Below are 21,257 nucleotides of genomic sequence, written 5' to 3' on the forward strand. Positions count from 1 at the left end.
ATGAGGCTGCTGCACACGTCCGACTGGCATCTGGGGCGATCGCTCCACCGCGTGAACCTGCTCGATGCCCAAGCCGCGTTCATCGGCCACCTCGTCCGCACCGTCCGGGAGCGGGAGGTGGACGCCGTCGTGGTGTCCGGCGACGTGTACGACAGGGCGGTGCCGCCGCTCGCGGCCGTCGAGCTGTTCGACGACGCGCTGCACCGCCTCGCCGACCTCGGCGTCCCGACGGTCATGATCTCCGGCAACCACGACTCCGCGCGGCGCCTCGGCGTCGGCGCGGGCCTCATCGACCGCGCGGGCATCCACCTGCGCACCGACCCCGCGGCCTGCGCCGAGCCCGTGGTGCTCGCCGACACCCACGGCGACGTGGCGTTCTACGGCCTGCCCTACCTGGAACCCGCCCTGGTCAAGGACGAGTTCGGGGTGACGAAGGCGGGCCACGAGGCGGTGCTCGGCGCGGCCATGGAGCGCGTCCGCGCCGACCTCGCCACCCGCGCGCCGGGCACCCGCTCGGTCGTACTGGCGCACGCGTTCGTGACCGGCGGCCGGGCCAGCGACAGCGAGCGGGACATCACGGTCGGCGGAGTCGCCGCCGTGCCCTCCGCGGTCTTCGACGGCGTCGACTACGCGGCACTCGGCCACCTGCACGGCAGCCAGACCCTCGACGCGCGCGTGCGCTACTCCGGATCCCCGCTGCCGTACTCGTTCTCCGAAGCCGACCACCGCAAGAGCATGTGGCTCGTCGACCTCGGCCCCGAAGGGGACATCACCGCCGAGCGCGTCGACTGCCCGGTGCCGCGCGCGCTCGCCCGCGTCAGGGGCACCCTGGAGGACCTGCTCGCCGACCCGGAGCTCGCCCGCCACGAGGACGCCTGGGTCGAGGCGACGCTCACCGACACGGTCCGCCCCGACGACCCCATGGCCCGGCTCTGCGAACGCTTCCCGCACACCCTCAGCCTCGTCTTCGACCCGGACCGGGCACCCGACGACCCGGACCTCTCGTACGCCCAGCGCCTCCAGGGCCGCAGCGACCAGCAGATCGCCGAGGACTTCGTGGTGCACGTGCGCGGCGCGGGACCCGACGAACAGGAGCAGGCCGTGCTGCGCTCCGCCTTCGACGCCGTCCGCACCGACGACACGCTCCAGGAAGTGGCCCGATGAGACTGCACCGGCTGCGCCTCACCGCCTTCGGCCCCTTCGGCACCACCCAGGACATCGACTTCGACGAGCTCTCCTCCGCAGGGCTCTTCCTGCTGCACGGCCCGACGGGCGCGGGCAAGACCTCCGTCCTCGACGCCGTCTGCTACGCGCTGTACGGCTCGGTGCCAGGACCCCGGCAGGGCAGCGGCGGACAGGGCATGGGCCTGCGCAGCGACCACGCGCGGCAGGGCACGCGCACCGAGGTGTGCCTCGAACTGACCGTCGCCGGGCGCCGCATCGAGGTCACCCGCCAGCCTCCGTGGGAGCGCCCCAAGAAGCGCGGCACGGGCACCACCACCGAGAAGGCCCAGAGCTGGCTGCGCGCGTACGACCCCGGGGCGGCGGGGGAGGGTGGCGCGGGCTCCTGGAAGGACCTCAGCCGCTCCCACCAGGAGATCGGCGAGGAGATCACGCAGCTGCTCGGCATGAGCAAGGAGCAGTTCTGCCAGGTCGTGCTCCTGCCCCAGGGCGACTTCGCGCGGTTCCTGCGCGCCGACGCGGAGGCGCGCGGCAAGCTCCTCGGACGGCTCTTCGACACGCGCAGGTTCGCCGCCGTGGAACAGCGTCTCGCCGAGCAGCGGCGCACGACCGAGGCCGAGGTCAAGGAGGGTGACGCGGCGCTCCTCGCCGACGCCCACCGCATGCAGCAGGCCGCCGACGACGGCCGCCACGGCGCCGAGCTGCCGCTGCCCGACGTGGCACCCGGCGACCCGGGGCTCGCGGCCGACGTGCTCACCTGGGCCGCCGTCGCCCGCACCAGCGCCCGCGAACGCCTCACCATCGCGCACTGCGCGCTCACGGCCGCCGAATCCGCCCAGGCCGCCGCGGAACGCGGGCTCGGTGACGTACGCGAACTCGACCGCCTGCAGCGCCGGTTCACCGAGGCCACGAAGCGCGCGGAGCAACTCGACGCGCGCGCGGACGAGATGCGGGACCTCCAGGAGCGCCTCGACCGGGCCAGGAAGGCCGGGCAGGTCGCCCCCGCGCTCGGCCTGCGCGCATCCGCCGAGGCCGAGCACCGCCGCGCCGCGCACGAGGAGACACGCACGCGTGCCCGCCTCCCCGAGACCTTCGCCGACTCCGGCGCGCCGGGTCTGGCCGCCGCCGCGCGCAAGGCCGCGGAGGAACTGGGCGGCCTCGCCGGTGCCCGGCGCGCCGAGCACCGGCTCACGGAGATCAGCGCCGAGCGGGCCGCCGTCGAGCGCCAGGAGCGGGCCGACGACGAGCTGCTCCAGGAGGCCACCGGCTGGCTCGCGGGATGGGAAGCGAACCGCGCGGCGCTCCAGGACCGCATCGAGTCCGCCCAGGAGTCCGCGACCCACGCCGAGCGACTGGCGGGCCGCATCGAACCGGCGCAGGCCCGTCTCGACGCCGCACGCCGACGCGACCGGCTCGCCCAGGACGCGGCGAGCGCGCACGAGCGCGCCCTCGCCGCACGCGAACACTCCACCGCCGCCCACGAACACTGGCTCGCCCTCAAGGAGCAGCGCCTCAACGGCATCGCGGCCGAGCTGGCCGCGCACCTGACCGACGGCGAACCGTGCGCGGTGTGCGGAGCGACCGAACACCCCGAGCCCGCCCGGAAGATCGCGGGCCACGTCGACCGCGGCGCGGAGGAGACGGCACTCGCCGCCCACCGGCGTGCCGACCAGGAGCGCACCGCCGCCGATCGCGCTCTCGGCGACGTACGCGAATCGCTTGCGGCGGCGACGGAGGCGGCGCGGGGCGCGGCGACGACGGAATCCGAGACGTCGGCAGATGAGCTGTCCGTGGCCGAACTCTCCGCATCCGTCGACACGTTGCGCCGCGCGCACGCCGAGGCCCGCGACCGCGCCTCCGGGCTGCACGCGGCCCGCGAGGCGCTCGCCCGTGCCGAGCGCGAGTACGACCGCAGACTCGCCGGACAGCAGGAAGCCACGACACGTGCCGCGTCCCGGGCCACCCTGCGGGACGCCCTCGACCGCGAACAGGAGTCCCTGGACACCGAGTTGACCCGCGCGCGGGGCGCCAGCGGCAGTGTCGCGGCGCGCGCGTCACAGCTGGAGCGCCAGGCGGCCCTGCTCACCGAGGCCGCGGACGCCGCCCGCGCCGCCGCCGACACCGCGGAGCGGCTCAAGGACGCGGACGCGCGACTCGCCGACGCCGCGTTCCGCGCCGGGTTCGACACGCCGGTGACAGCGGCCGCCGCCCTGCTCGACGACGCCAGGTACAGCGAGATCCAGCACCGCATCGACGCCTGGCGCAACGACCGGGCCGCGGTGCGCGCCGTCCTCGCGGAGCCGGACACGTCGACCGCCGCACGGCAGCCCGCCGCCGATCTCGCGGCGGCCCGCACCGCGGCCGAGGCCGCGGCGCACCGCCTGCGCACCGCCGCCTCCGGGCGGGACGCGGCGGCAAGCCGATGCGCCGAACTCGACCGGCTCTCCGGCCGCGCCGCGACGCGGACGCGCAGGCTGGCACCGCTGCGCTCGGCGTACGACCGGGTCGCGCGACTAGCCGGTCTGGCAGCGGGCACCTCGGCGGACAACGAACGCCGGATGCGCCTGGAGTCGTACGTACTCGCCGCCCGGCTCGAACAGGTCGCCGCGGCCGCGACCGTCCGGCTGCGCCGCATGTCCTCCGGGCGCTACACCCTGGTCCACTCCGACGACCGTACGGGGCGCGGCCGTTCGGGCCTGGGCCTGCACGTCGTCGACGCCTGGACGGGCCGCGAACGCGACACGGCGACGCTCTCCGGCGGCGAGACGTTCTTCGCCTCGCTCGCCCTCGCCCTCGGCCTCGCGGACGTGGTCACCGACGAGGCGGGCGGAGTCCGGCTCGACACCCTCTTCATCGACGAGGGGTTCGGCAGCCTCGACGACCAGACGCTCGACGAGGTCCTGGACGTCCTGGACTCGCTGCGCGAACGGGACCGCAGCGTCGGCATCGTCAGCCACGTCGCGGACCTGCGGCGGCGAGTACATGCGCAGTTGGAGGTCGTGAAGGGGCGGGCCGGGTCGTCCGTGCGGCAGCAGGGCGGGGGATGAGGGCCGACCGGGGTGGTCTGACGGGAGGGATTCTTTCCCGGTCTTGCTCTCTGTTTCCTTGGTCGTCTTTGTCCTTGTGTCCCCCGGCTGTCCCCCGGGCTGTCCGAGTGGCCTAGCCACTACCTTCGTCGAATCGATGGTCCGACGGTTCTTGCAGGTAGTGATCCCGATTGATTCGAGTGACTACCGCTTCAAGTTCGGGGATGGCACTGGAGTCAACCCGGGTGGGTAAGCCAAGCTGTCGATGCTCTGTCCTTGGTGCTGAAGGCCACCTGGCGATAGCCCTCGGGCGGGATGCTGGGGTGCCCGTGCCGTACGGTCCCTTGATATACGGAGTCGGAGACACTAGGGCGAAACCGTCGTCGCGTTCGCACGATGCAGTCCGCAGGAAATCGGCGTCTAGCAGACGGCCGGCGTGGTTGAGGTCGGAGCCGACCCAGCCGTCGAGTTCGTCGACTGTGACGTGTCCTGTTGAGAGCACTGCGCGCAGGGACTGTATCGGGTAGCACTGACGTTTCGTCTCTCGTCTGCTGTGTGGCTTTGATGGTGCTGAGGGATGGTGCCCGGGCGGCGCGGGTTCTTGGTGCGGTGGTTGGTGACCTTCGCGCTGATGGTGCGGTGACGGCATCAAGTTGTTCGAGTGGTGGTACGGCGTAATGTCTGAACTCCATTGGCAACAGGGAAGAGTGGAGTGGCCCATGCACGGCGCAGGCGATCGGATCGACACCTCGACTGCACACTCGGCGCGGGTGTACGACTACATCCTGGGCGGCAAGGACCACTACCTCGTCGACGTCGAGGCGGGCGACAAGATGTGTGAGCATTGGCCTGCGCTGCCGGTGCACATGGTGGAGAACCGTCGTTTCATGCATCGTGCCGGGCACTACCTGGCCAAGGAGCAGGGCATCCGGCAGTTCCTCGATATCGGCACCGGCCTGCCCACGGCCCCCAACCTGCACGAAGTGGTGCAGCAGGTGGCGCCCGAGTCGCATGTGGTCTACGTCGACAACGACCCCATCGTCCTGGCCCACGCCCGCGCTCTTCTTCAGGGTTCGCCCGAGGGGGCGACCGCGTACGTCGATGCCGACATGCACGACCCGGACACCATCCTGGGCAGCCCCGAGTTCCGTGCGCTGATCGATGTGAAGGAGCCGGTCGGCCTGATGGTCATCGGGATACTCCACTTCATCCTGCCGCCGGATGACCGCCGCCTGGTGCAGCGCCTGCTCGAACCGCTGCCGTCGGGCAGCTTCTTGGCGATGACCATCGGCACCGCCGACTTCGCGCCCGGCGAGGTCGGCCGGGTCGCCGAGGAGTACGCCCAGCAGGGCATGCCCATGGCCCTGCGGGACCTGCCGACCACCACCTCCTTCTTCGACGGGATGGACCTTGTGGAGCCGGGTGTCACCCAGGTCCACGAGTGGCGCCCGGGGCCCGAGCAGGAGGGTGTCGACGACCGGGCGATCGCGATGTACGGGGCGGTGGCGCGCAAGCCCTGACGGACTTCGTCGCCCCGGGGCGCGGCCCGCGGGGCGACGCGCTTCCTAGGGCGAGCACTCCTCACAGTGTGAGGAGCACAGCGCGGCCTCGCTCTGCGCTTGGCCCTTGCCGCATGTCCGGCAGTTGGCCCAGGAGCGCGCGGCGAACGTGACGTCGGGGGAGCCGCATTGGGTGCAGCGCACTCCGTGTATTCGTGGCATGTTGCCGTGCTCGTCGGGCTCGCTGGCGGTGTAGCCCTGGAGCTGGATGTGCGGGCTGTGGAGGTTGACTTCGGGGATGTCGGGGCGTTCGCGGTTGATGTACAGCCATACCTGGTGGCCGATGTATCGGTTCGAGGTCAGGGGGTGACGCTGTCGGGAATCTTGGCTGGTCAGGGTGAATCGCTCGTTCTGGCTGGGGTGTTGGTGGGACCGTTGGCGGGACGGGGCGGGGTGGGTCGGTTCTTGGGTGGTCGAGATGGCGATGCGGGCGAAGGCCGGTGCGGTGATCCCGGCGATGACGGTGCGGGTGGCGCGGGCGAGCAACCCGAAGGGGACGGTCGCGATGTGGGTGCGGGACCGGCTGGATGGGCTGTGGTCGGATGCGGACTTTGCCGCCTGGTATCCGCGGGACGGGCGGCCGGGAATCTCGCCGGCCCAGCTGGCGACCGTCTCGGTGCTGCAGTATCTGCTGAGGTTGTCGGATCGGGCCACCGCCGAGGCGATCCGCTGCCGCATTGACTTCAAGTACGGCCTCGCGCTCGATCTTGACGACCCGGGCTTCGACCACAGTGTCCTGGGTGACTTCCGCGACCGGCTTGCCGAGGACGACCGGGCGGACGGCCTGTTCGACCTGGCGCTCACCCGGCTGCGGGAGGCGGGCCTGGTCAAGGAGCGAGGACGGCAGCGCACGGATTCCACTCATGTGCTCGCCGCGGTGCGGGACATGAACCGGCTGGAGTTGGTGGCCGAGTCGGTGCGGGACGCCCTGGAAGACCTGGCCCGCTACGACCCCGCCTGGCTCGCGCCGCTCATCGAGCAGGAATGGGGCAAACGCTACGGCAGGCCGCCCCGGCCGGGCCGCCTTCCGCACACCCCTCAAGCCCGGCTGCGGCATGCGGAACAAGCCGGCGCGGACGGGCAGAAGATCCTGCGCGCGGTGTGGGCCGCCGACGCCCCGGCCGTGCTCCGGACGTTGCCGCAGGTCGAGGTGCTGCGCCGGGTCTGGGTCGAGCAGTACTTCTTCGACGCCGACGCAGGCCGACTGCGCTGGCGCAGTAGCGGCAAGGGCGGGCAGGGGTTGCCGCCTCCGCTGACGGGTCTCGTCTCGCCGTACGACACCGAGGTCCGCTATGCGCGGCGCGGCGGCACCATCGGGCGCGGATACATGGCCCACGTCACCGAGACGTGCGACGACGGAGACGAGCCCCGGGTGATCACCGATGTGCTCACCACCCACGCTCCGATCCATGATTCCCAGGTTCTGCCCGTCATCCGCCAACGGCTCGGCGCGCGGGGCTTGTTGCCACGCGAGCATCTGGTCGACGGCGGCTACATCTCGATCGCCCTCATGGACCGCACGACCAGGGAGCATGGGATCACCCTGACCGGCCCGGTCCGCAAAAACTACAGCCGCCAGAACCTGAAGAACGAGGGCTTCGGCAAGGACGCCTTCCATATCGATTTCGACCGGCGCCAGGCCGTCTGCCCTCGCGGCAAGACCAGCAGCTCCTGGAAAGACCCCGCCCAGGTCATCGAAGGCGTCCCCTACATCCTCGTGAAGTTCCGCAAGGCCGACTGCACTCCCTGCCCGGTCCGCATCCGGTGCGCCGGATCAGCCACCGCCCCACGCGCCCTGTCCCTGCTGCCGGAGAACCTGCACCACCTCCTTGGCCGACTCCGCATCGAGCAGCAGTCCCCGTAGTGGAAACAGCGATACGCGATGCGCGCCGGAGCCGAGAGCACCGTGCGTGAACTCACCGAGAGCCACGGGCTGCGCCGATGCCGCTACCGCGGCCAGACAAAAGTCCACGTCCAGCACGTCCTGACCGCTATCGCGGTCAACATCGAACGCCTCAGCGGCTGCACCCCACCCGGCACCCAGCCACCCCGACAGCCCCGGCCACCGAGCCACTTCACTCGCCTGTTCACCGAACTCGCCCCCGGAAATCCACCCTGACCAGCCAAGATTCCCGACAGCGTCAGGGGGTGTGCTTCTAGTTCGGTGGTCCAGCAGCGGGCGTCGGGTGCGCGGCCGGTGCCGTCGGCGGCTGCTTCGTAGTAGGTGACGGTCCAGATCGCCTGCCAGGTGGCGCCGAGGCCGGGGCGCTGTGCGTTGGCGCGGAGGGCTCGTGTTGTGGTCACGGTTGGTGCGTCTCCTTGAGGTGGTGCGGGCGGGCGGGCAGGGCCATGCGCTGGGCTGCGGGATCCCAGCGGCCTTCGCGGTAGAGGCGGTTGAAGTCGTGCATGGCGCCAGGGGTGTCGGCGGGGCATGGTTCGTAGCCGTCGGTGGTGGGGCGGCAGTAGAACCCGTATTCGTCGCATTCAGCTTGGCCGGGGAACTGGCCGGTCCAGGTGGTGTTGCAGGTGCTTCCGGGGGGGGTGCCTCTATGACTTCGGTCAAGGGGCAACGGGGGTTGGTGGTTGGTAGAAGGTCCCGTCGCGGAGCATCGCGAAGAGCACGTCGGCTCGGCGTCGGGCGAGGCAGAGGAGGGCCTGGGTGTGATGCTTGCCTTCCTTGATCTTCTTGTCGTAGTAGGTGCGGGAGGCGGGATCGGACAGGGCGGCGAACGCGGAGAGGAAGAAAGCCCGCTTGAGCTGCTTGTTCCCTCTCCTGGACTGCTGTTCGCCGCGGATCGAGGAGCCCGAGCTGCGGGTCGTCGGCGCGAGTCCCGCATAGGCGGCGAGGTGGGCGGCTGAGGGGAACCTGGTGCCGTCGCCGACGTCGATGAGGAGGCGGGCCGCGGTCCTGACGCCGACGCCGGGCATCGACGTCAGGACCTGGGAAAGAGGGTGTGTCTCCAGCAGCTCGTCGAGTCGTTTCTCCAGCAGACGGCGCTGGTCGAGCACGGCGGTCAGGGACCGGGCGAGGCTGGGAACGATCAGTGCGGCCGCCTCGGTGCCCGGGACGACGACGGTCTGTTCGTCGAGCGCGGTGAAGACGTCCTCGGTCAGACGGGCCGCCATCCGCGGAGCCTTGGGCCGCAGCAGGTGGGTGACCTTGCGGCGTCCGGTCTGGCGGATCTGGGCGGGCGAGCCCAACCTCTCCAGCAGGACCAGGACGGCCGGGTGCTGCATGCGCGGGCCGAGCACCCGCTCCAGGTGCGGGTGGACCTGCGTGAACAGGCCGCGGAGCCGGTTGGAGAGCCGGTTGGCCTCAGCGACCAGGTCGTCGTCGAACCCGACGAGCATCTCCAGCTCGGCGACGGTCTCGTCGTCCAGCTCGATGGAGCGAAGCGTGTGCGGCATCGCCCTGGCGGCGTCGGCGATGATGAACGCGTCGCGGGCATCGGTCTTGGCTTCGCCCGGATAGAGGTCGGCGATCCGCCGCATCGTCAGTCCGGGCAGATAGGCGACCTGGCAGCCGACGGCTCGGGCAACGGCCAGCGGCAGGGCTCCGATGGAGGCCGGCTGGTCGACGACCACAAGCACGATGCCGTGCTTGGCCTGGAGTTTCGTGAAGACCTCGCGGAGCTTGGGTTCGCTGTTGGGCAGGCGTTTGTCGAGGGCCTTCTTCCCGGCCGATGTGACAGCGGTGGCGTGGTGTTCGCCCTTGCCGACGTCCAGGCCGAGGAAGACGTCGATGTCGCTGATGTCGATCACGTCGTGGTTCCTTCGGTGCTGTTCACCCGGCCTCGCCACGGCACTGATCGCCACATCCACATTACGAAGAGCCTCCCGACCTGGGGAAAGGCCGGTGGTCATGCCTCTAATCAGCGGTCTGTCAGTGCCTTCGGAGCCGGTGACACCACCCCCCGGGCCATGCACTCGACAAGGGGAGGTAGTCATGCCAACTCCGAAGGCCGGTAGTCCCGTTGCGGGACTACGAGAACGGTAATGGGGGGGGCGGCGGGGACTGTGTTCATGAAGGAGGCTGACACGATGAAGCCGCGCTCGGGGTGAAGGGTGGTCATCAGTGTTCTCGTCTCAGGTGTTGCGGCAGTGCGGCCGCTCGTAGGCGTCGGTCATCGGGAGCATCCCCGCGGGTGCGGGGAGCAGGGCCAGGCCTGCGTCACCGTCGTTCAGTGGACGGGAACATCCCCGCAGGCGGGGGGAGCAGAGCTCGAACTGAACAGGGGGGGCTGCCCAGCTCGTGAACATCCCCGCGGGTGCGGGGAGCGGCTCCCCGAGACCAGCCCACTGTGCGAGGAACCGGGAACATCCCCGAGGGCGGCGAGGAGCAGGGCTGGGGCTTCGGCCTCTCGCTCGCTCTGGAGGGAGCATCCCGCGGGTGCGGGGAGCAGGCAGGCGTGCCGGTCCACACGATGTCCGCCGAGGGAACATCCCTGCAGGCGCGGGGAGCACGCACAGACGCGTGTGCCGAGTACGGCAGGGTCGGAAATATCCCCGCGGATGCGGGGAGCAGGGCCGAGAGGGGATGGCGACGGTGTCGGCCTTGGGAACATTCCCGCAGGTGCGGGGAGCAGCCGGAGATTGATTGGGAGATCGAGGGCGATACGGGGACATCCCCGCAGGCGCGGGGAGCAGCTCGACTGGAAGACGGCATCGAGCGCGCGGAAGAGAACGTCCCTGAGGGTGCGGGGAGCAGCTCACCGACTCAAGTGCCCGGATCGCCGCCGCAGGAGCATCCCCGCAGGTGCGGGAAGCAGGACGCCATGATCTTGAGCTTGGACTCCTTGGCGGGAACATCCCCGCGGGTGTGGGGAGCAGCTCGAGCCGAAGCATCCCCTGCCCCTGCCCGTGGGATCCCGTCCCCGCAGGCGCGGGGAGCAGGAAGAAGACGAAGAGCGGCGGGTGGTTTTGATGGGTCCATCCCCGCGGGCGCAGGGAGCACACAGTGTGGCCCACGAAGCAGCTGGCGCCCCGGGGGGCATCCCCACAGGTGCGGGGAACAGCCGACGACACAGCGGTTGTGCGCCTTGCCGTCGGAGACATCCCGGAGATGCGGGGAGCAGTCGACGCTCATCATGACGAAGGCCGAGCTGCCGGGGATATCCCTGCGAGTGCGGGGAGTAATGCGTGTACGGCCGGTAGACGTCGTTGAGTTTGGGAACATCCCCGCGAGTGGCGGGAGCACATGACCTCGTTGTAGATCGACTCGTCCCCCTTGGGGACATCAGTAGGTGCGGGGAGCAGACTGTCCTCCCACACCAACACGCCTTGCTTGTAGGGAACATCGCCCCCGTGGGCGGGGAACAGGACGAGAAGGGCCGCACCCGCGTCGGCCGGGCGGGAACATCCCTGCCGGTGCGGGGAGCAGAGCACGAGCCTAGTGACCTCTCCGGCCGCAGCGGGAACAACCCCGCAGGCGCGGGGAGCAGCGGCCGACGAACTGGACAGCTGGCGACGATCCCGGGAACATCCCCGCAGGGGGGGAGCAGGCCGAGCGGGAGTTCGCGGCACAGATCAGCACAGGGTCCATCCCTGCGGGTGCGGGGAGCACGACGGTCCGGGGCCGCCGGCCCGGCAGACGGCTGGAACATCCCTGCGGATGCGGGGAGCACTCACCGAGCCGGGCCAGAGCACGCGCTCGTCCGGGAACATCCCCCGGGTGCGGGGAGCACGCAGGCATGACAGTACCCGCGCCGAATCGTGCGGGAACATCCCCGAGGGCTCGGGGAGCACAGGCCCGTGGTCATGACGGGACGGTCGCCGTCGGGAACATGCCTACCGGCGCGGGGAGTGCCAGCGCCGTACGGCGCTCTACATGGCCGAGGTGGGAACATCTCCGCGGGCGTGGCGGGCAGCGGTACTCGCCCTCAATGGCACCGGCGACTGAGGAAACATCCCTGCGAGCGCGGGGAGCGCACTCCGGCCTTGACCAGGTGGCGGCTGTAGGCGGGAACATTCCCCGCAGGCGCGGGGAGACTCGGTCGGCATCCGCAAGCCGGACCCGGCCCTGGGAACATCCCCGCGGGTGCGGGGGCACGCGAACAAGAGGGCGGGCGGGTGCTTGCTGTAGGGAACATTCCCGCGGGTGCGGGGAGCAGACACGTACCCAGTTCTTCGGATCACTCAGCCAGGGAACATCCCCGCGGACGCAGGGAGCAGCGCAGCGGATTCTTCAACAACTGCATGACCTCGGGGCCATTCCCGCGTACGTGGGGAACAGGGCATGTGGATGACCTGCATGGCTGCCTCGTCGGGTCCATCCCCGCAGGCGCGGGCGGGGAGCACCAGCGGCCGACGCTGCGAGCCTACGATCCGGGGGGGTGCCTCTATGACTTCGGTCAAGGGGCAACGGGGGTTGGTGGTTGGTAGAAGGTCCCGTCGCGGAGCATCGCGAAGAGCACGTCGGCTCGGCGTCGGGCGAGGCAGAGGAGGGCCTGGGTGTGATGCTTGCCTTCCTTGATCTTCTTGTCGTAGTAGGTGCGGGAGGCGGGATCGGACAGGGCGGCGAACGCGGAGAGGAAGAAAGCCCGCTTGAGCTGCTTGTTCCCTCTCCTGGACTGCTGTTCGCCGCGGATCGAGGAGCCCGAGCTGCGGGTCGTCGGCGCGAGTCCCGCATAGGCGGCGAGGTGGGCGGCTGAGGGGAACCTGGTGCCGTCGCCGACGTCGATGAGGAGGCGGGCCGCGGTCCTGACGCCGACGCCGGGCATCGACGTCAGGACCTGGGAAAGAGGGTGTGTCTCCAGCAGCTCGTCGAGTCGTTTCTCCAGCAGACGGCGCTGGTCGAGCACGGCGGTCAGGGACCGGGCGAGGCTGGGAACGATCAGTGCGGCCGCCTCGGTGCCCGGGACGACGACGGTCTGTTCGTCGAGCGCGGTGAAGACGTCCTCGGTCAGACGGGCCGCCATCCGCGGAGCCTTGGGCCGCAGCAGGTGGGTGACCTTGCGGCGTCCGGTCTGGCGGATCTGGGCGGGCGAGCCCAACCTCTCCAGCAGGACCAGGACGGCCGGGTGCTGCATGCGCGGGCCGAGCACCCGCTCCAGGTGCGGGTGGACCTGCGTGAACAGGCCGCGGAGCCGGTTGGAGAGCCGGTTGGCCTCAGCGACCAGGTCGTCGTCGAACCCGACGAGCATCTCCAGCTCGGCGACGGTCTCGTCGTCCAGCTCGATGGAGCGAAGCGTGTGCGGCATCGCCCTGGCGGCGTCGGCGATGATGAACGCGTCGCGGGCATCGGTCTTGGCTTCGCCCGGATAGAGGTCGGCGATCCGCCGCATCGTCAGTCCGGGCAGATAGGCGACCTGGCAGCCGACGGCTCGGGCAACGGCCAGCGGCAGGGCTCCGATGGAGGCCGGCTGGTCGACGACCACAAGCACGATGCCGTGCTTGGCCTGGAGTTTCGTGAAGACCTCGCGGAGCTTGGGTTCGCTGTTGGGCAGGCGTTTGTCGAGGGCCTTCTTCCCGGCCGATGTGACAGCGGTGGCGTGGTGTTCGCCCTTGCCGACGTCCAGGCCGAGGAAGACGTCGATGTCGCTGATGTCGATCACGTCGTGGTTCCTTCGGTGCTGTTCACCCGGCCTCGCCACGGCACTGATCGCCACATCCACATTACGAAGAGCCTCCCGACCTGGGGAAAGGCCGGTGGTCATGCCTCTAATCAGCGGTCTGTCAGTGCCTTCGGAGCCGGTGACACCACCCCCCGGGCCATGCACTCGACAAGGGGAGGTAGTCATGCCAACTCCGAAGGCCGGTAGTCCCGTTGCGGGACTACGAGAACGGTAATGGGGGGGGACATCCCGCGGGTGCGGGGAGCACTCGGACAAGGAACCCAAGGAGTACGTGAAGCTGGGACATCCCCGCGGGTGCGGGGAGCACGGGTGGTGCACGCCGCTGGGGACGCCGGTGGCGGGAACATCCCCACGGGCGCGGGGAGCACATGTGAGCCTGCTCGGACAGGTGGTAGGTCACGGGAACATCCTCGCGGGTGCGGGGAGTACGCGAATCGGCGGCGTTCGGCATTGCAGTAGCGGGGAACATCCCCGCAGGTGCGGGGAGCACGAGGCCTTGCTCTCGCCTTACCCCGAGCAGGTGGGAACATCCCCGCGGGTGTGGGAGCACCACCGATCCGACGGGACCACGGACTACGCGGAGGGAACATCCCCGCGGGCGCGGGGAGCACAGCTGGGTGGTGTTGCCCAACAGGCCGATGTCGGGAACATCCCCGCGGGTGCGGGGAGCAGGCCTGGTGTAGCGGTGCGTACCGGGTCTGGACGGGATCATCCCCGCGGGTGCGGGGAGTGCTCCACGACCATGTTGCACGTCAGGTAGGCGGAGGGAACATCCTCGCGGGTGTGGGGAGCAACCGTTGTCCGTCGCGCCAGCGATCAGGGTGTGGGGCCCATCCCCGTGGGTGCGGGGAGCACGGCGGGTCCGGCTCGGGGATCTCGCAGGCAGGGGGAACGAGCACAGGCGGAGCGCGTACTCGGCGCGGGTGATGTCGGGAACATCCCCGCAGGCACGGGGAGCACACAGAATCATGTCCAGTTCCGTGATCGTTCCGCCGGGAACATCCCCGCGGGTGCGGGGAGCACATCAGACGGGCCGGACCCGTTGCGGCACCGATGGGAACACCCCCGCAGGTGAGGGGAGCAGGTTCAGAGAGAGGCGAGACCATGCCATCTGATGGGAACATCCCCCGAGGGCTCGGGGAGCAGTCAGCCATCTCGTCGGTGTGGTCGAACGCGTAAGGAACATCCCCGCGGGTGCGGGAAGCGCATAGAACAGGCCCCGGCCGCCCAGCTCGACGCGGGAACATCCCCGCTGGTGCGGGGAGTACGTGATCTCGACTGTGCCCACCCAGATATGCCCGGGAACATCCCCGCGGGTGCGGGGAGCACGCCATGCCCGAACGCCTCCTGTCCTGCGCGGCGGGACCATCCTCGCGGGTGCGTGGAGCACTATGAGGCCAACGGCCCGAACGGCGAGGGACGGGGAACATCCCCGCAGGTGCGGGGAGCACGCGCTGGACGGTTCCGGGGGAGTGAAACCGATGGGAACATCCCCGCGGGCGCGGGGAGCAGCACGCGCTGGGGCTGCTCGTCGGCACCTTCGCGGGAACATTACCTCGGGTGCGGGGAGCAGTTGCCGTGCTCCAGGATCGCCACGCGGTGCGCGGGAACATCCCCGCAGGCGCGGGGAGCGCCTAGCACCGAGGCGCGGCAGCGGGACGACGTTGGGTACATCCCCGCAGGTGCGGGGGCAGAGGGTGAAGTCCGTGGTCATGGCACACGAGATGGGAACATCCCCGTGGGTGCGGGGAGCACAGTGCCGTGAGGGGGGTGCCGAAGCAGCCGTAGGGTACATCCCCGCAGGTGCGGGGAGCGCGTTCTGTATCGGGATCCGCACGCCCGGCAGCCGGGAACATCCCCGCAGGCGCGGGGAGTAGATGTTCACGTCGGCCAGGACGAGCCGGTCGAAGACACTGTCTCGGTGTGCGCGGGGAACGGCCCGCCACGTGCTGGATCCTAGCCGCCGCGTCGGGAGCATCCGTGGGTGTGCGGGGGAGTAGCGGAACAACAGGGCAGCTTTGTAACGAAGTTCGGGAACATCCTGGCATGTAGCGGAGCTGCAGGAGCCGATCTGCGTCGCACTGCATTCAAGGAGATGTTCCCGACGTAGGGAGTTCCTGCCGTTGTTCGAGGTTTCGGTCGGGGCATTGGGCCACTCGCGCGGGTGCCGGGAGCGCGCAGAACCTTGAGGGCTGCTGGCCGTCGGTGAGGGGACCCTCCCTGCGCTTGCGGGACGGGCCGTGGACTGGAACCGCAGTGTTCCCTGCACCTACGGCGATGGTTACGTGGTCCAGTCCTGGTGACGACAGACTGCCGGAGGCGTAGTGGCCTGAGGGCTGGAGGAGCAAAACGGCAGAGTTCGCCGTCGTGGCGTGGGCTCGCATTAGTCTCGTTGTCTGACATGGTGGGGCGATAGCCGGGGGCGATGCGCACATGGTGCACATTGTGGGGATTCACGGGATTTGGCAGGCCAAGATGTCGCAGTCGCGGCTGACTGGGGAATGGCGCAAGGCGATCCATCGCGGTCTCGACGGTGTGGGGGAACTGCATGACTGCGGGCCTGTTTTGGACGTGCCTCACTGGTCCTCGCTGCTGGCCCGTGGTGCCGATCGGCTGGGGGCTGGGGACGACCCGTTCGATGCTGCTGTGCCATTGAGTGAGGAGGAAGCCGAGTTTGCTTCTGGGGCGCTAGAGGAGATCCTCGGTCCGGACGATGTTGCCCGTAGTCAGGAGCTATCGGTGCAGACGTTGGGACTTCCGCAGTTGTGGCCGTCTCGGTTGACGCGTTTGGTAATGGCGTACGACCGGCGTTTCTCTCGTGGCGGTGGCGCGCTCTTCGTCAAGGCGATGCGTGAGGTGCGGTACTACCTGTATGAGCCGGATCTTGCCGATCAGGTTCGGGGTTTGGTGGCTGATTCCTTTGGTGCGGCGACTTCTGTTGTCTTGGGGCATTCGCTGGGCAGCGTGATCGCCTACGACCTGCTTAGTCGTGGGCAAACTCCGCTTTCTCAGTTGGCCGGCGTGCGCACACTGGTGACGTGTGGTTCACCTTTGGGGATTCCGTCGGTACGTCGCGGCCTGGGCATGACCGAGGGCGAAGCCTTGAAGTTGCCCAGCGGAACTCGATGGGTCAATGTTTTCGACCCGAGTGATTTCATCACCGGCGGAGGTGGTTTGAACGCTGCCCCCGAGGTCGTCGATTCCGAGGTCGACAACGGCATCGGTGATCCCCACAGTGCGCTGCGGTATCTGCGTACCGTCCCAGTCGCCCGCGCTATCGCGGATACGGAGCAGTGAGTCAGGCGGTCGCTCCCGGGACGTTCCGGAGGCGACTTGTGGAGATCGCGATCTCGGACTACGACTATGGCACACCTGCCGAGCAGGTCGCTTTCAAGAGCGGTATCGCCGCCCAGGTGAAGGTCGTCGAGGGATGGTGGGCTGACGAACGTCTCGACGAGCAGCGCCGTTTCACTCCCGTGCAGCCGAAGGAGCTCCGGAGCGTCCGTCACCTGCGGCGGTTTCTGGATGAGCATGCGTTGGAGGATGCCGATGACGATGAGGCCCTGGTCGTTTACATCACAGGGCACGGGGAGAGCCGTGGTTCCGGGCATCATTTTCTGCTGCTGCCAGATTCCGACGCAGATCGCGTGCTGGGAACGGCCTTCCAGACCGCTGAGTTGATCACGGCGGTTCTGGACTCCCGCGCCAGCCACGTTCTTGTGATGGTTGATTCCTGCTTCTCGGGTGTGCTCCGTGATGACCTGGTCCAAAGACTCAAGGCACTGAGCTTGGAGCGCAGTAAGCTGAGCTCGCTGGTGGTGCTCACGTCCGCCAACCGGGGCGATACACCGCGCCTGGGAGAGTTCGCGGCCGCCCTGAGTGCCGTTCACTCGCATTGCATGAACGAATCCACCGGGTATGCGCTTCCTCACCTGAGTTTCCAAGACTTCTTCGCTTACATGGCGCACGTTTTCGACGAGGCGCTCATGGCCAATGTTCAGACCATCTGGCCCGAGCTGGGTACCCGGGCCAATAGGGACCATCAGCAGCCGAGCCCGTGCCTACCCAATCCCGGGTACAGACCGGTTGCCCCGCTGGTGGAGGCGTCACGTGGTGACGTGGCCTTCTCCCGTGCTGAGCTGGACACATACTGGGTCTCTCGTGCCACGGGCCAGCTGGATCACGCCGAACCGGGGTGGCATTTCACTGGCCGTACCGCTCTCGTGCGACGCATGGTCGAGTTTCTGGTGGGGGAAGAAGGGGCACTCATCGTCACCGGGCAGGCAGGGTCCGGGAAGTCTGCTCTCTTGGCCCGCGTCGTGACGCTCAGCGACCCGAGGTTCCGCGCGGATGCAACCTATGGCCCGTTCGTCGACGCCATTCCTGAGGAGTTTCTCGTACCTGAGGGGGCCGTCGATGCCGCGGTCCTTGCCCGTAATGCGGATGCCGCTGAGCTGGCCGCGAGGTTGTTCGGCCTGCTGAACGGTCAGCCAGCATCCGCGAGTTGGGGTGGTGACGTTCTCGATGCCCTGCTTGAGTACGTACTGGATGCAGCCCGGCAGAGGAATGTGCCGCTGACGGTAGTCGTCGATGGCATCGACGAGGCGAAGAATCCCGCCAGGGTCATTACGGATCTGCTGCGCCCGCTGGCTGGCTTGTACACGGATGACGAGAAGCCCGCTGTGCGCCTGCTTCTGGGGATTCGTAGTGCCCCAGACGGCACTGCCAGTGGGTCGCATTCTCCGCGAGCTCAGCCGTCCGACCTCCTGAGCCTCTTGATCCGGTCGATAGACGCCGGTGATGTTGTCCGGACCGACGGCGATAGCAGGCAAGACGTTGCCGGATATGTGAGCACGCTGCTGGAGTCGCTGTTCCCCGTCTCTGACGGTGCGTCGGCTGGGCTTGACGCCATGCGGCTGCGTGAACTCGCGGGCGCGATTGCAGAGGATGTGGCGCCCTCGTTCTTGGACGCCCGTATTGCAGTTCAGCAACTCCATGCGCGCGACGTGCTGCCCGACCCCGATGACTCTGACTGGCGGAACAGCCTACGGCAAGGTACGGAACTACTCCTGGGACAGGATCTGGATTCGGTGGCGCAGCAGACCGGTATGAGGGCCGGTCAGCTGCTGGACGTATTGCGGGCCACAGCGTTCGGGCAAGGAGCGGGTCTGCCATGGGCCGACATCTGGCCGACAGCAGTCAGGGCCTTGTCTCCAGAACCAGGCCGAGCTCCGGGTGCACTGATCCGGCAGGTACTTGAGAGCCGCCTGATGGGCTATCTCACGACCAGCGTCGAGGATGGCAGGACGGTTTACCGGCCCATCCACGAACGCGTCAGCGAGACACTCCGGCACGCACCGCGCACGTTCCTGGGCCGTGAGAGGGGACGTGGTGCTGCGCCTGGCGAACAGACCGCAGGGGCAGGCCTGGCCCACAAGCAGCTGGCTCTTGCCTTCAGCGTTCTATTGGAGGGCAAGGATCAACCACCGCATCCGTATTTGCGCCGTCATCTGGTCCAACACGCTGGTGCCGGAGGTGTGCTCAACGATGGTGTAATCCCCGATACTTTCCTGCCCTGGGACACGCATGCGAACGTGCGTGGCATCCTCGGGCTGCTGTCGGAGCACGCGCCGGACACCTCGCACTTGTACGCCTGGACGTGCATCGAGCCCTTCCTGGCAGATGCCCCGCTTGACGGCCGTGCAGACAGCCTGGTCTTCTCCGCCTTCGGATCGGGTGAATCCGTCCCCGCGCCAGGCCCGGAGATTGCAGCTGGCAGACCGTCTGCCGGGCGTCTGGTGCCGCGGTGGAAGGACCTTGCTGTGCCGGGCAATGTGCTGGCCCACGCACCGGCCGCTATCCACGCTCTAAGCTCCTTCACCACAGCAGACGGGACTTCACTGGTCGCAGTCGGCGATGCCCGAGGCCAAGTCGCAGTGTGGGATCCGTCGACGGGCAAGATGGTCGGACGTGCAGTCAAAGGGCCGAGCGATTCCCGCGTGCGCGCGTTGGCTGCATTACCGGGCCCATACGGCGAGCCCTGGCTGGCCGTCGGCTGCGAAGACGGCGCATGGATGTGCGACCCGCAGACCGCTGCCGTCACGCAGCTGCCAGTGACCGATGAGGTTTCGGCGCTGGCCGCATTGCCCGGCGAAGGGGATGCCGCGCAGCTGGCGATCGGCACCACCAGCGGCCTCATCGTGTGCAACCCGCTCGCCGGGACAACGCAGACTGTACATACGGGGGACGCAGCGCGAGCGCAATCGGTGAGGGCTCTGTCCGTCCTCACCATGGAGTCGCAGCGGACTCTGCTGGCAGTGGGGAGGTCCGACACGGTAGATGTTCTCGATACCGAGTCCCTCGACGTGGTCATCACCACCGCGGATCTGGGAGAGGACATCAGCGCACTCACTCTGTTCGGAGGCGCGGAGGGACGGCCCAGGCTTACAGTGGCCACAGGTTCCTCGGGGAGAGTCCGGGTGTGGGACGCGCTGACCGGTCAGGAGCAGCGTCGCCTCCCGATCCGCCGGTCTGTCGCCGTAATAGCGCGGTACCAGCATCCAGAGCTAGGCACCCTGCTTGCGATCGGCGGCCGTGATGACGGATCTGTGCAGCTCTGGAACCCCGGCACGGGAGAGGAATTCTGCCGGTTCCCCGCCGATCACACCAAGACGGTGACGGGACTTGGTGTGGTAGCCGGCCGCGGGGATGTCCCCGTGGTGATCTCCGGCTCGCTGGATCGGTCCGTCCGGGTCTGGAACCCTGAGGTGTGGGCCCGGCGAGCGGTATCGGCCCGGCCGGTCACCGGAACCTTGCTCGCGGTATGGCCCGCAGCCTCGGGCCCTGCCAGGCTGCTGTCCCGCGGACCGGGGCACGCAATCAGGGCGGTGTCTGCCGACACCGGCGACACGGTGTGGTCGACCGAGCTGCCCGACTCGCCCGTCTCGGGCCCTGCGACCGCTCTCGCCGCGCATTCCTGGCCGGACGGGTCGGTGACTGTTGCCGTGGGACTGCCGGATGGCGCCGTCGGTTGTTGGAACGGTACTTGGTACCTAACGGACGGCTGGTCCACAGCGCAGGCGCGTGCGGCAACGTTCGCCACCTTCCAGGACGGGCAGAGAGCCGTCCTGGCAACCGGGATGAGCGATGGGGTTGTTGTGTATTGCGACCTTGCGACTGGAGCGGGGCTGGGGGCACTACACGCCCCCCTAAGCGCCGACGACGACGGCCCTGTCCATGCGCTCGCCGCTCTGCCTCTCACAACGGGCACCGTCCTCGCCGTCGCAGCTGGGGAGGCTGTACGGCTGTGCCGTCCATTGGAGGATCCGCACGCGGAGCTTCCGGACTGGGCCGGCGCTGTGAACGCGCTCGCCGTTTACCCCGGTGACACAGGTGAGGATCCGCTTCTGATTACTGGAGGGGCCGATGGTGCCATCCGGAGCTGGTCGCCCGCCTCACCGGACCATGAGGTGTTCTCGAAGCTTTTCGGACATGATGGGCCGGTCTCCGCCCTTGCGGTGCTCCAGCGCCCCCGCGGGCACTCGTTGCTCGTCAGTGCTGGCGCTCACGACACCACCGTTCGGCTCTGGGACTTGAACAGGGGCGAGGAAGTGCTGCGCCTGGTCACCGGAGCCGCTGTTCACTCACTGTGTGTTCTGCCGCCTGGCAGTATCCCGGGAACCATCAACCCCGTGATCGCGTTCGGTGGCCCTGCAGGAACTGCCGCGGTGACGGTACATCTGCCACAACTGGGCGAGCAGCCGATTACGGTGCGGGAGATCACGGGGTAGTCAGTCGGGGCTCAGCCCACTACGCTGCGGTTCGCTCAGTCGTAGCTCCGCTCCGTAAGCGCGGGGATGGCCCTTGTGGGGACTGGGGAGAGGGATCAGCCCCGCACTTGCGGGGACGGACGGGTT

The 21,257-nt window shown here is 68.8% G+C and carries 8 protein-coding genes and 1 pseudogene; 7 read left to right on the forward strand and 2 right to left on the reverse strand.

Going from position 1 to position 21,257, the window contains the following annotated elements:
- From CP970_RS40485 to CP970_RS46085, 5 genes and pseudogenes are all read left to right on the forward strand, one after another.
- On the forward strand, positions 1 to 1,164 hold the full coding sequence (locus CP970_RS40485; RefSeq protein ID WP_055544450.1) for an exonuclease SbcCD subunit D: 1,164 nt from the start codon (positions 1 to 3) through the stop codon (positions 1,162 to 1,164).
- Entirely contained in the window at positions 1,161 to 4,229 is a 3,069-nt protein-coding gene (locus CP970_RS40490) for an AAA family ATPase (protein WP_150494595.1), read from the forward strand. The genes CP970_RS40485 and CP970_RS40490 overlap by 4 nt, the downstream gene beginning before the upstream one ends.
- Before the next feature lie 698 nt (positions 4,230 to 4,927).
- Complete coding sequence (locus tag CP970_RS40495; protein WP_150494597.1) at positions 4,928 to 5,728, forward strand: SAM-dependent methyltransferase; 801 nt, start codon at positions 4,928 to 4,930, stop codon at positions 5,726 to 5,728.
- A 457-nt stretch (positions 5,729 to 6,185) separates the two neighbouring features.
- Positions 6,186 to 7,631 carry a transposase gene (locus tag CP970_RS40500; protein ID WP_107099085.1) on the forward strand — a complete coding sequence of 482 codons (1,446 nt, stop codon included), beginning with the start codon at positions 6,186 to 6,188 and terminating at the stop codon, positions 7,629 to 7,631.
- Between the two features lie 12 nt (positions 7,632 to 7,643).
- Positions 7,644 to 7,886: pseudogene (locus CP970_RS46085) on the forward strand (transposase); the annotation flags it as partial.
- 440 nt (positions 7,887 to 8,326) lie between these two features.
- Here the strand turns inward: CP970_RS46085 and CP970_RS40510 are convergent.
- Both CP970_RS40510 and CP970_RS40520 read right to left on the reverse strand, forming a co-directional pair.
- Positions 8,327 to 9,529, reverse strand: coding sequence for an IS110 family RNA-guided transposase (locus tag CP970_RS40510; RefSeq protein ID WP_107099142.1), 1,203 nt, complete (start codon positions 9,527 to 9,529; stop codon positions 8,327 to 8,329).
- Between the two features lie 2,588 nt (positions 9,530 to 12,117).
- Positions 12,118 to 13,320, reverse strand: a complete 1,203-nt coding sequence (locus tag CP970_RS40520; protein ID WP_107099142.1) for an IS110 family RNA-guided transposase — start codon at positions 13,318 to 13,320, stop codon at positions 12,118 to 12,120.
- A gap of 2,454 nt (positions 13,321 to 15,774) precedes the next feature.
- Between CP970_RS40520 and CP970_RS40530 the strand changes: the two genes are divergently transcribed.
- Together CP970_RS40530 and CP970_RS40535 are read left to right on the forward strand one after the other, a co-directional pair.
- A complete protein-coding gene (locus CP970_RS40530; RefSeq protein WP_063806196.1) occupies positions 15,775 to 16,638 on the forward strand; it encodes an alpha/beta hydrolase family protein in 864 nt (287 codons plus the stop codon).
- Positions 16,639 to 16,676: 38 nt separating this feature from the next.
- Positions 16,677 to 21,131, forward strand: a complete 4,455-nt coding sequence (locus CP970_RS40535) for an AAA family ATPase (RefSeq protein WP_055553064.1) — start codon at positions 16,677 to 16,679, stop codon at positions 21,129 to 21,131.
- Positions 21,132 to 21,257: the final 126 nt, after the last annotated feature.

The sequence above is a fragment of the Streptomyces kanamyceticus genome, from assembly GCF_008704495.1.
In the GTDB taxonomy this organism is placed as follows: Bacteria; Actinomycetota; Actinomycetes; order Streptomycetales; family Streptomycetaceae; genus Streptomyces; species Streptomyces kanamyceticus.

Excerpts from the sequence above, each read along its gene's own strand:
- CP970_RS40485 (WP_055544450.1), top strand. The coding sequence starts at position 1 with ATGAGGCTGCTGCACACGTCCGACTGGCATCTGGGGCGATCGCTCCAC.
- CP970_RS40490 (WP_150494595.1), top strand. The coding sequence starts at position 1,161 with ATGAGACTGCACCGGCTGCGCCTCACCGCCTTCGGCCCCTTCGGCACC.
- CP970_RS40495 (WP_150494597.1), top strand. The coding sequence starts at position 4,928 with ATGCACGGCGCAGGCGATCGGATCGACACCTCGACTGCACACTCGGCG.
- CP970_RS40500 (WP_107099085.1), top strand. The coding sequence starts at position 6,186 with ATGGCGATGCGGGCGAAGGCCGGTGCGGTGATCCCGGCGATGACGGTG.
- CP970_RS40530 (WP_063806196.1), top strand. The coding sequence starts at position 15,775 with ATGGTGCACATTGTGGGGATTCACGGGATTTGGCAGGCCAAGATGTCG.